10 protein-coding genes and 2 tRNA genes are annotated in these 12,194 nt (G+C 36.6%); 6 read left to right on the top strand and 6 right to left on the bottom strand.

The features are described from left to right. Positions 1-15: 15 nt before the first annotated feature. The 3 genes from sufE to ACNARN_RS00565 all read left to right on the top strand — a co-directional run bounded on the left by sufE (position 16) and on the right by ACNARN_RS00565 (position 2,340). Positions 16-444, top strand: a complete 429-nt coding sequence (gene sufE / locus ACNARN_RS00555; protein ID WP_198619606.1) for a cysteine desulfuration protein SufE — start codon at positions 16-18, stop codon at positions 442-444. Positions 445-561: 117 nt separating this feature from the next. Next, positions 562-1,479: a L,D-transpeptidase family protein gene (locus ACNARN_RS00560; protein ID WP_198629821.1), complete on the top strand. Its 918-nt coding sequence runs from the start codon at positions 562-564 to the stop codon at positions 1,477-1,479. 165 nt (positions 1,480-1,644) lie between these two features. Continuing rightward, positions 1,645-2,340, top strand: a complete 696-nt coding sequence (locus ACNARN_RS00565) for a hypothetical protein (protein ID WP_416304008.1) — start codon at positions 1,645-1,647, stop codon at positions 2,338-2,340. A 103-nt stretch (positions 2,341-2,443) separates the two neighbouring features. Here ACNARN_RS00565 and ACNARN_RS00570 read toward each other — a convergent pair whose 3' ends face one another. Both ACNARN_RS00570 and ACNARN_RS00575 read right to left on the bottom strand, forming a co-directional pair. Beyond that, complete coding sequence (locus tag ACNARN_RS00570) at positions 2,444-2,683, bottom strand: Lpp/OprI family alanine-zipper lipoprotein (protein WP_036913221.1); 240 nt, start codon at positions 2,681-2,683, stop codon at positions 2,444-2,446. Positions 2,684-2,949: 266 nt separating this feature from the next. Beyond that, positions 2,950-4,008, bottom strand: coding sequence for a linear amide C-N hydrolase (locus ACNARN_RS00575; RefSeq protein ID WP_198619603.1), 1,059 nt, complete (start codon positions 4,006-4,008; stop codon positions 2,950-2,952). A 427-nt stretch (positions 4,009-4,435) separates the two neighbouring features. Here ACNARN_RS00575 and ACNARN_RS00580 point away from each other — a divergent pair, with 427 nt between their 5' ends. Continuing rightward, positions 4,436-5,827, top strand: coding sequence for a glutamate decarboxylase (locus ACNARN_RS00580; protein ID WP_198619602.1), 1,392 nt, complete (start codon positions 4,436-4,438; stop codon positions 5,825-5,827). A 103-nt stretch (positions 5,828-5,930) separates the two neighbouring features. Beyond that, positions 5,931-7,487, top strand: coding sequence for a glutamate:gamma-aminobutyrate antiporter (gene gadC, locus ACNARN_RS00585; RefSeq protein ID WP_198625575.1), 1,557 nt, complete (start codon positions 5,931-5,933; stop codon positions 7,485-7,487). A gap of 114 nt (positions 7,488-7,601) precedes the next feature. Here the strand turns inward: gadC and pykF are convergent, their stop codons facing one another. From pykF to ACNARN_RS00605, 4 genes are all read right to left on the bottom strand, one after another. After that, positions 7,602-9,014: a pyruvate kinase PykF gene (gene pykF, locus ACNARN_RS00590; protein WP_109372420.1), complete on the bottom strand. Its 1,413-nt coding sequence runs from the start codon at positions 9,012-9,014 to the stop codon at positions 7,602-7,604. Between the two features lie 469 nt (positions 9,015-9,483). Continuing rightward, positions 9,484-9,560: transfer RNA gene (locus tag ACNARN_RS00595), tRNA-Val, on the bottom strand. A 29-nt stretch (positions 9,561-9,589) separates the two neighbouring features. Next, positions 9,590-9,666: transfer RNA gene (locus ACNARN_RS00600), tRNA-Val, on the bottom strand. A 148-nt stretch (positions 9,667-9,814) separates the two neighbouring features. After that, positions 9,815-11,188, bottom strand: a complete 1,374-nt coding sequence (locus tag ACNARN_RS00605) for an MATE family efflux transporter (protein ID WP_160230322.1) — start codon at positions 11,186-11,188, stop codon at positions 9,815-9,817. Positions 11,189-11,501: 313 nt separating this feature from the next. Here ACNARN_RS00605 and ACNARN_RS00610 point away from each other — a divergent pair, with 313 nt between their 5' ends. Continuing rightward, positions 11,502-12,173, top strand: a complete 672-nt coding sequence (locus tag ACNARN_RS00610; protein WP_196533266.1) for a riboflavin synthase subunit alpha — start codon at positions 11,502-11,504, stop codon at positions 12,171-12,173. Positions 12,174-12,194 lie beyond the last annotated feature (21 nt).

A 12,194-nucleotide genomic window follows, 5' to 3' on the forward strand; every position in this document is an offset into this window, starting at 1 on the left:
AAAAAGAGGTTATTCATGGCAGTGGCCAATTTGCCAGATGAAGCAAAATTATTACGCAATTTCTCTCGTTGTCAGGATTGGGAACAACGTTATCTCTATATGATGGAGTTAGGCGAGCGCCTTCCACCATTAACAGATGAACAACGCACTTCAGCTAATTTTATTGAGGGTTGCCAAAGTCAAGTGTGGATCGCTGTTGCTCTTAATGAGAATAAGCAACTGATTCTCGCGGGTGATAGCGATGCAGGCATTGTCAAAGGGCTTGTTGCCTTGGTAATTATCTTATTTCAGGGGAAGACGCTCGAACAAGCATTATCCACAGATGTAAAACAGTATTTTTCATCACTAGCGCTAGAAAGCCACTTAACACCTTCTCGAACTCAAGGCTTGCATGCGATGGTCACGACACTGATTAAGCGTTTTTCAGAATACGCTGTAGCATAAATGTTACCTAATCCCACATTAATGTTCTAAACTGACTTATTATATGAATAGCATAACAATGATAATGTTATCATCATAATAGTCAGTTTATTTTATTTCTAACACACGGGATAAACGATGAATAAATGGTTAACCCTATTGGGAGTATCGCTGTTAGGGATGAACAGCCACTTATCTTATGCGACAGAATACCTGTTACCCACTGATGGTCAGCGTATTATCGGCGAGAATGTTTCGTATATCGTGCCAGATGATAAGCGTTCACTAGAAGCTATTGCGTCTGAATATCAAGTGGGATTGCTTAATATGATGGAAGCAAATCCTGGTATTGATCCGCTTTTACCTGATGCAGGTAAAACATTAAATATTCCATTGCAGATGATTTTGCCTGATACGGTACATAAAGGTATTGTCATCAATCTTGCCGAATTACGTCTTTATTATTACCCGAAAGAGGGTGGCACCGTTGATGTTTATCCTATCGGCATTGGTCAATTAGGACGAGAAACGCCTGAAATGGTGACGTCTATTTCTCAGTTGATTAAAGATCCTACATGGACTCCAACGGCCAATATTCGTAAAAACTATGCAGCAAAAGGGATCTCGCTCCCTGCGGTCGTTCCTGCTGGCCCTGAAAATCCAATGGGGGCTTATGCATTAAGATTGGCTCATAGTCGTGGCGAATATTTAATTCACGGTACAAATGCAGATTTTGGTATTGGATTAAGAGTGAGCTCAGGTTGTATTCGTTTAAGACCAAATGATATTGAAACCTTGTTTAATGTGGTTCCTAAAGGCAGTCGTGTTCAAATTATCAATAAACCGATTAAATTTACTGAAACTGCTGATGGCAGACAGTTTATTGAAGTCCATCAGCCATTATCACGTAATGAAAATGATGATCCACAAACCATGCCTCTTACATTCACGAAACAATTCAATACTTGGTATGAAAGTGGCAAAGTCGATAAAAATAAAGTCGATGCAGAGCTTATTCGACGTTCAGGTATTCCTGTAGAGGTTACAGCCTACTAAGATTGGATGATATTGTAAAAAAACAGATGCCTTAAGCATCTGTTTTTTTTAATAATAATTTATATAAAACAGTTTAATCTAATAAAGGTATATTTTTAACATTAAATTGACGTTTTATTCTTTAATATAAGTAACTTCTTTTTGTAAAATAAGTGAGTTATAGATATGGAAATTAATTCAATAAATGTTACTCGTGGTATTTATGAACGTATTACTTCCAGTATTGAAAATAAATTTAGTCAATTGGCAAATATAGTCGTTTCAATAAAAAATAGTGCAGAAACTCTTTTTGTTGGAAGTGAAGCGAAAAGACAACAGAATATTAATAAAACATGCGGTGAGTTTATTCAGCGGATCTCAACAAAAACAAAAAAGGATGAATATGAAAGATTAGACGAAAAAAAATTGAATGATAGTGGATATATTAGTACTAAGCTAACCCATAAAACATTGACTAATGATGTGACTAAATTATTCTCTTCCATCAAAAATGAACTATTAAATCAAACAAAAAAATCTTTATCAGCCAATGAAGGTCACTCCGATAAATCAGTCAATATAATGCTGGCGACACTGTATCAGGTTTATCAACAGGCGAATGAACATTTTCAGAAGAATATTAATCCTGGTCATAACGACTTATTAAAATCACAGATATTTGAATTAATTAATAATAATTTTACTATTAAAAGTGATTGCGAAACTACTCAAAACGATAACATTATTGCATTACTTAAAAATATAAATGAAAAATATCAAGGAGAGATTGAACTATTAAAAAGAAATGTGGCCGATAAAATTAATCATAAATTAGAGAAAAATAGGATAATACAGCAGAATTTAGAGGAGCTTAATTTATAGTTTATTTTTTCAAAAAATAAAGCCCCAATCATTGTAGATTGGGGCTTTGCTATTTGCTATTAGTACTGTTCTAAAGCTGTTTTCAGCCTATCAGTGAGTCAAATTACTTTTTATAAGTAGTGACTTGGTTATCTAAACGCTGATTTGCGCGAGCTGCTTCGTCGTAAGCTGATTTAGCTTCAGCGCGAGCAGATTGTACATCACCACTTAGTTGCTGAACTTGAGTATTCAGGCGGCTTACATCAGAAGAGATTTGATCTAATTGTGCATTATTACTAGAAGAACAACCCGCTAATAAGCCTGAAGCCAGAATCACTGCACCTAGTACAAGTTTCGCTTTCATAGTTACAACCTCTATTATTAGTTTGTGTAAAGGAACAAGTAGCATTTATATGAAACCATTAATAAGTATGGCACATATATAGGAAAATGCTGGATTTATTTATCACATTCTACTGAACCATTAGTTGAACAATAGAAAAAATAACACCTAAAACGCAAATATTCAGTACAAAAAATGCGTGTTATTTCACAAAAGATTTTTATTCATAAAAGTCTGATAGAAAAACATTTTTATCTACATTGTTCTATTGTTACTTATATTTATAGCTATAAAGCACCACCTAAATTTACTTTTATGAAAATGGGTTCTACTTCATTTCTAAACGATTCAAGTGTAAATTTTTGGAAGTTGAGATCGTTGTATCCCCTAAAGAAAAGTATTCCGCGTTCTAAATCCGTTAGTGTTGTCCATACTGAAAATTCACTAGTATGAAGTGCTTTTAACGTATCGTGACCTAATAGGGGATCAATAGTGGCGTTTTTAGGTCGATCGAATCTATTCATAATATGTGCTAATTCAACTAACTGTGTATCTGGATCAGACACTTTGTGATAGTAGGTTGTGTAGTAAACAGCACGAATAAATCTATCTACAGAAGTATCAGAATTGGGCAACGAGGCTAAAGCAATTCCACTGTCAGGTTGTTTTATTTTTATATTTCCTAATGTGCTGGTGGAAATATTAACATTCGAAAGATGGGTGTAATTATTTAAATTGGTTAAATGCCATGGAAATAACGGACCATTGGTCATGCAATAAGTAGGATTATCATAAATATGTAATTTTCCATCAGAAACTTCAATAACAATACAAGCTCCTGTTTTGTCATAAAATGCATAATGGAAAGGGCTGGGTAAGTTACGTAAAAGGAGTAGTTTTTGTGACCAAAATACCGTTTTAGGGATAGCGAGTTTTAATTCTTCAACGGTTTTATATTGTGCTAACGCCCATTCACCAATTGCCGCGATAGGCACTGACGTTGCGTAATCTTGTGGACTAATATCATCGAGATTTGAATCGGGTAACATATTTAAGCTAAAAGAGAGTCCCTGAGAATTAACACCTTCAAGTACGTCTTTTGTGCCTTCTAAATTGATTGGCGCAACGATCGCCATAAAAGGATATTTGACAGTATATTTTAATCCTAGGGTGCCATCAGGGGCTTTTTGCTGGAAAGTATGTTCTTTAGGATAATATGCAAATATTGAAGCAGGCTTGTCTACTGAAAATTCCATTGTTCTACCATGATAAATACGATTTTTCTTATCTTTAATTGCGAGGGTAGTACAAGCGAATACTCTACTATCAATGTTATTTTCTGGCATAGTTTATTCCTAATAGAATTAATTCAGTATTTGTAATACATAGTATTGGATACAACCATTTACATAAGATATTTTTTATATTTGTTTAATATAGCGTTACTTTTGTATTAGACCAAACATAAATCTCATAGGGTAAAAAAATATTAATAAGTACTAGATGAGGCCATTTTACTCAGTAAAATGGCGCTTGTTTTTTTATAATGTTAATGTTGTTTTTATGATGGGTATTTACACTTATAATTTTTATTATTTCAATGTGTTACATTGAAGTTTGATTTTTTTTCAAAACAAAATCTCGCGTTAATTGTAAAGTTCAAAAATTAAATTTGAATTTAATTTCTCACTTTTTATATTGTTGACTATCTTTAATAAATAAGCATTAAGCTTATTCCATGTCTTATAATATTTATTATTGTAGGGTAATAATATGAAAAACAAATCATCAAATTATAATGACCTAGATGATGTATATGCATCTCTCGATCTCTCTCAATCCTTACCTAAAACAAAAATTCCACAGAAAGAAAATAATCCACGTAATGTTTTTGATGCTGTTCGTGATGAATTAATGTTAGATGGAAACTCAAGACAAAATTTAGCGACATTTTGTCAAACTTGGGTTGATGATGAAATACGCGATTTAATGGATCTTTCTATCGATAAGAACATGATAGATAAAGATGAATATCCGCAAACAGCTGAAATTGAAAATCGTTGTGTTCATATGTTGGCTGATTTGTGGGGTTCGCCTGATGCATTAAATACATTAGGTTGTTCTACTATCGGTTCATCCGAAGCCGCAATGTTAGGCGGGTTAGCATTAAAATGGCAATGGCGTAAAAAACGTATTGCACAGGGAAAACCGACTGATAAACCAAACTTGATTTGTGGTCCTGTTCAAATCTGTTGGCATAAATTCGCTCGTTATTTTGATGTGGAATTAAGAGAGATCCCTTTAGAAGGTGATCGTTTAATGATGAGCCCAGAAGAAGTCATTAAACGTGTGGATGAAAATACCATTGGGGTTGTTCCAACATTAGGCGTTACTTTTACCTGTACCTATGAGCCTGTTAAAGCGGTTCATGACGCATTAGATAAACTTCAAAAAGAAACGGGATTAGATATTCCAATTCACGTTGATGGTGCAAGTGGGGGCTTTTTAGCACCATTTTGCGCACCTGATATTGAATGGGATTTCCGTTTACCACGAGTAAAATCTATTAATGCCTCGGGGCATAAATTTGGTTTAGCACCATTAGGTGCGGGTTGGGTTATTTGGCGTGAAGCAAAAGATCTTCCTGAAGAGCTTATTTTTAATGTGAACTATTTAGGCGGCAATATGCCTACTTTTGCGCTGAATTTCTCACGCCCTGGTGGTCAAATTATCGCTCAATATTATAACTTCTTACGCTTAGGCCGAGAAGGATATGCAAAAATTCATAATGCTTGCTACTCAACAGCACAATATTTAGCAAGGGAAATTGAAAAGTTAGGCCCTTTTGAAATGATATTTAGTGGTGACTGTAAAGAAGGTATCCCCGCATTAGCATGGAAACTAAAAAAAGGGGCTAAAGTCACTTACTCTTTATACGATGTTGCAGATAAATTACGTAGTCGTGGTTGGCAGGTTCCCGCTTACTCTATGCCAGCTAATCGGGAGGATTTAGTGATCCAGCGTATTTTAGTTCGTCATGGTGTAAGTCTAGATCTTGCTTCATTATTAGTTGATGATTTCAAACGTACGCTAGAATATTTTGATAAGCACCCTGTCTGCAATCCTCTATCAGCAGAAGATGGTAGAGGTTTTAACCATAGCTAAATTCTGTTCGTTTTGAGGTTGAGGATCTTTATCTATTCTCAACCTCTTTCTAGATAATAACTCGACCGTAATTATTTTTCTGAATAAAGTTCAGGAGGATTGTATGACTACATCATCAACAAATTCAGCACCAAAACAACTTACATTAGTCGGTTTTTTTGCTATTACCGCTTCGATGGTGATGGCGGTATATGAATATCCGACGTTTGCCACATCTGGTTTTAGCCTTGTTTTCTTCTTACTTTTAGGTGGATTATTGTGGTTTATTCCTGTTGCATTATGTGCAGCTGAAATGGCTACCGTAGAAGGCTGGCAAGAAGGGGGAATATTTGCTTGGGTATCGAATACATTAGGAGAACGCTGGGGGTTTGCCGCCATCTCTTTTGGTTATCTACAAATTGCTATTGGTTTTATTCCTATGCTTTACTTCGTCTTAGGCGCGCTTTCTTATATTCTCAATTGGCCTGAATTAAATACCGATCCAGTAATTAAAACAGTCGCAGCTTTAATTATTCTTTGGGTATTAGCATTTACGCAATTTGGCGGTACAAAATATACGGCATCTATTGCCAAACTTGGTTTTTTTGCAGGTATTTTATTACCAGCTTTAATTTTAATTATTTTAGCTGTTAGCTATTTAATGAGTGGTGCACCATTAGCGATTGAAATAAGCGCAAAAACCTTTTTCCCTGACTTTACCCAAATTGGGACATTAGTGGTTTTTGTTGCATTCATTTTAAGTTATATGGGCGTAGAAGCTTCAGCAACTCATGTTAATGAGATGAAAAACCCTGGACGAGATTACCCCATCGCCATGTTTTTACTCATGATAGTGGCAATTTGTTTAAGCTCTATTGGGGGATTATCTGTTGCAGCAGTGATACCTAATAATGAAATTAATTTATCAGCAGGCGTGGTACAAACGTTCAGTGTTTTAGTCTCCCATTTCAGTAGTACACTTGATTGGACGGTTAGGATTATTGCTACGTTATTATTGCTAGGAGTTTTAGCCGAGATAGCTTCTTGGATTGTAGGACCTTCTCGTGGCATGTATGTTGCCGCTGAAAAAGGAATTTTACCGAAAGCGTTGGCGAAGGTGAATAAAAACGGAGTACCTGTTGCTTTAGTGATTTCTCAATTATTGATAACAAGTATTGCGATCATTATTCTGACTAACACTGGCGGTGGCGGTAATATGTCATTCTTGATTGCTTTAGCCTTAACGGTCGTTATTTATCTTTGTAGTTATTTCATGCTTTTCTTAGGGTATATGCAACTTACTTGTAAGCAAGTAGATAAAAAACGTGCATTTAGTATTCCTGGTGGTAAAAATGTTAAACTTATTGTTGCAATGGCTGGTTTATTACTCTCTATTATTGCGTTTGTGGTTTCTTTTTTCCCACCAAGCTCTTTGCCAAACGCAAGTAGTGATAAAACGTATGTGACCTTACTGATAGTCGGCTTCTTTGTTATCTTTGCTTTACCCTTTATTGTTTACGTGTGTCGTTCTAAACAAGGTAAAACACTCAGCAACGTCTCCTTAATTCACATTAAAAGCCATAATGCGCCAGCAGGGCACTTTTTTATTCATCCTCGTGCTCGTGCAACACATTATCTGTTATTAGAAAATAAAGAAGAGACAAATAAGAATAACGTGTAATAAAAAGACGAACAGGTAAAGGAAATTGTCACTAATAAATAAAGCATTAAAAAAACACCACTTCAAATATTGAAGTGGTGTTTTAAATTGTAAAGCGACTAAATGAATAAAGAATTACAGAACGTGAACAGATGAAGTATTTGTTGTACCGCTATCAACTAATGCGCCAGTTACCATAACAACACGGTCACCTGAGTGAGCTAAACCACTTGCTAATGCCGCTTCTTTACCAATACGGTAGAAGTCATCAGTAGAAGAGATTTCGTTAACTAATTGTGTTGTTACACCTTTAACTAACAGTAACTGACGAGCTGTTTCTTCGTTGTTTGTTAATGCTAAGATTGGTGCAGTTGGGAAGTATTTACGGATAGAACGAGCTGATTTACCACCGAAAGTTGCAACAACAATCAGAGGTGCATCTAAGTTTTCAGCCATTTCTACCGCACCGCGACAAACTGCTTCAGTTACGCGTAATTTCGCAGCTGTTTGTTTGTAATCAAGGCGAGATTGCATGATACGGTCTGTACGCTCACAGATAGTTGCCATGATAGTCACAGCTTCTACTGGGTATTTACCTTTAGCACTTTCACCTGACAACATAACCGCATCAGTACCATCTAAGATAGCATTCGCAACGTCACCCGCTTCAGCACGAGTAGGGCGTGGGTTTTTGATCATTGAATCTAACATTTGCGTTGCAGTGATAACCACTTTACGCGCAGCGTTACATTTTTCGATCATCATTTTTTGTGCAAAGATAACTTCTTCAACTGGGATTTCAACACCTAAGTCGCCACGAGCAACCATGATGCCGTCAGAGGCTTCTAAGATCTCATCAAAATTGTTTAAACCTTCTTGGTTTTCAATTTTTGAGATGATCATAATGTTTTCGCCACCGTGTGCATTTAAGTGAGCACGCATTTCTTCAACGTCAGAACGTTTACGAATAAATGATGCAGCAACGAAATCAACGCCTTGCTCGCAACCAAAGATAAGATCTTGTTTATCTTTTTCAGCTAATGCAGGTAAACCGATAGAAACGCCAGGTAAGTTAACACCTTTGTTTTCACCTAAGTCACCGTTGTTTAAAACTTCACAAACAACTTCTGTATCAGTTACAGCCGTTACTTTCATGCCGATAAGACCATCATCAACTAAAACGGTGTTACCAACAGTTAAGTCTTTAGCGAAACCTTCGTAAGTCACAGCAACGCGGTCTTTGTTACCCACAACAGTTTTGTCTGTGGTGAAAGTGAAAGTTTGACCTGCAACTAAAGTAACATCATTACCACCTTCTAATTTGATGGTACGGATTTCTGGGCCTTTAGTATCTAATAAGATAGCGGCCTTTTTGCCTGTTTTAGCGCAAACGTTACGTAGGTTTTTGATACGGTTGCCATGCTCTTCATAGTCACCGTGAGAGAAGTTTAGACGCATAACGTTCATGCCTGCGTCTAGTAATTGATTCAGTTTTTCTTCAGATTCGGTTTTTGGCCCGATGGTGCAAACAATTTTTGTCTTTTTCATGGCAGTCTATTTAATGGTTGTATTGTAATGGATGAATAAGGATTAATGTCGCCGTTTTCTATTAACTGTATCAACGGTGCAAAACAGGATGTACAAACTCACCTCTAATGGATAAGTTGCGCAACATGTTAATGGTTCAGCAACATCATAAAAATCTTGTCACTATTTTGTTTCAAGGGTTGGTAGACATCTTACATTATAGTCTATCACGATTCATTTGTTCTGTTTTCTAAAGATGCCCGTAAATCAATACGCTGAAACCTTTCAACAAAATTATGTTTCGTATTATAGAGGTTAATTTCTATGAAGAAAATCGAAAAAAGGTAAATTTAAGTGATGTGATCAAAATACAGCGCTGACTGCTTGTTTTTTAAACAATTTGTTGCGCAATAAAATATTGCAAGCTAGATTAATTATTTTGTAGGGTAGGTAAGATGAACAACAATAAGAAAATATAGAGAAAGAGAAATGGTGCGTCCAAGTGGACTCGAACCACCGACCCCCACCATGTCAAGGTGGTGCTCTAACCAACTGAGCTATGGACGCACTGTATTGAGATGTTGCCGAAAAATAAATGGTGCGTCCAAGTGGACTCGAACCACCGACCCCCACCATGTCAAGGTGGTGCTCTAACCAACTGAGCTATGGACGCATTATCTATTGGGTGACAACGGGGACGAATATTAACGAGATGATTCGATTCTGGCAAGAGGAAAAACACAAATTTATATTCAACTGCTCGTATTTAAAGCTATTTGTTGATATTTGTGTCATTCCCTTGCCTAAATAACTGTTTATCTTTAACGCTCTGAGCGTAATAACACCACTTCATCAGATTGGCGTTGGATCCACCAAATACGGGAACCCATCATAATTGCTGAGGCAGTTAAACCTAGAATAAAGCCAATCCAGAAACCAGCAGGTCCCATCGCTTCAACAACGTAATTAGTACGCCCTAAGATATAACCAGAAGGCAATCCAATTACCCAGTAGGCAATAAAGGTAATAAAGAAGATAGAGCGGGTATCTTTATAACCTCTTAATACACCTGAGCCAATAACTTGCACAGAATCTGATAACTGATAAAGCGCAGCGAATAACATAAGATGAGATGCTAATGTCACCACTTCAATATCATCGTTATACATTAATGCGATTTTTTCTCTAAAGATGATAGAGAAAATCGCAGTACAACTTGCCAACATTAGCCCAACAGCAAGTGCTGTAATGGCTGAAGTGCGGGCTTGTTCTGTGGAGCGTTGTCCTAAGTTATGACCAACACGGATTGTTGCCGCTATTCCCAATGACAGAGGGAACATAAACATCAGGGAACTAAAGTTAAGTGCTATTTGATGACTAGCAACCGCAGTAACGCCTAAAGGTGAAACTAATAATGCAACAACAGCAAAGAGTGTTACTTCAAAGAATAAGGCTAAACCAACGGGTAATCCTAAAAATGTAATACGTTTTATCGTGTGGAAATCAGGACTTACTAAACGTTTCTTTGGCATAACATCACGTTGTGTCGGTGCTCGACGCACGTAATAACGCATCATTAAGAACATTGCCCAGAAAACAGAGGCCGTTGCAACACCGCAACCAATACCCCCTAATTGTGGTGCGCCAAATTTACCGTAAATAAACGCATAGTTAACAGGGATATTAATTAATAAGCCAATAAAACCAATTATCATGCCGGGTTTTGTTTTAGATAATCCCTCACATTGGCTTCTTAGTACCTGATAGTAAAGGCAACCTGGCGCACCCCACATAATGGCGTGAATAAATCCAATGGCCTTTTCGGCTAATTCCGGTTCGATATCATGTTGCGCTTCAATAATAAAACGGCTGTTATAAAGAATAGCAATTACCATGATTGATAAGAAAGTGGCGAGCCAAAAACCTTGCTGTGTACGATTAGCAATGTGTTTTCGTTGTCCTGAACCATTTAATTGTGCAACGATTGGGGTTAATGCCATTAATATGCCTTGGCCTAATAAAATCGTTGGTAACCAAATAGACGTACCTACTGCCACTGCCGACATTTCTGTGGCATTTACAGCACCCGCCATGACAGTATCAACCACACCCATTGCTGTCTGGGAAAATTGCGCGATGATAACGGGGATACCGAGAGCAAGTAAGCTACGCGCTTCTCTTATGTACTTCTGCACGCATACACCTTTATTTATTATAAGAAAACGAAAGGAAAGGAAGAGAACAAACGTCGTATTGTTAAAATGACGTAAAGAGATCCTCAAGACCGCCTATTCTAATGATAAAAGTTTAATTAGCAACGAAAGAAGTTTAGCTTTTCAAGCACAGAATTTTGATAATTTATTAGGTGTTTTTACGTTATATTTAACGACAATAATCGATAAGGAATAAATGCGATAATTGTTCCTTTGTATTAATACGAGCTATGTTATCCTTAATAGCATAAACCTAAATTGAGTTTACCAGTTTATCGATCCAAGGAGATGTAAGATGTTTACAGGTATTGTTCAGGGAAAAGGGCGGGTTATTGCTATCGAAGATAAAGGCGATTTTCGTACCCATATCATTGAATTACCCAGCGAGTTAGTCGGCAATTTAGAAACAGGTGCTTCTGTTGCAAATAATGGTTGCTGTTTAACGGTCACTAAAATTGAAGGTACACATATTAGCTTTGATTTGGTGAAAGAGACATTACGTTTAACTAACCTTGGTGAATTAAAAGTCGGCTCCGAAGTAAATATTGAACGTGCGGCTAAGTATGGTGATGAAATTGGCGGGCATGTGATGTCTGGTCATATTGTAACAACGGCTGAAGTTGCCAAAATTATTACCTCAGAAAATAATCTACAAATATGGTTTCGTATTTTTGATAAAGCATTAATGAAGTATATTTTACACAAAGGTTTTATTGGTATTGATGGAATAAGCTTAACTGTGGGCGATGTGGTTAATAACCGTTTTTGTGTCCATTTAATTCCAGAAACTCGAGATAGAACGACATTAGGTCGTAAGCGCCTTGGTGATAAAGTCAATATTGAGCTTGATCCTCAAACTCAAGCGATTGTCGATACAGTAGAGCGCGTTATGGCACAACAAGCACAGCAACAAGCTTTATTCGCAACACAACAAATTGAAAATGAAGAACAAGCTTCACACAATTAATGATTAATGTTGTTGTTCTTA

Origin of the sequence: Proteus sp. TSJ240517 (assembly GCF_047921575.1) — a bacterium.
Taxonomy (GTDB): Bacteria; Pseudomonadota; Gammaproteobacteria; order Enterobacterales; family Enterobacteriaceae; genus Proteus.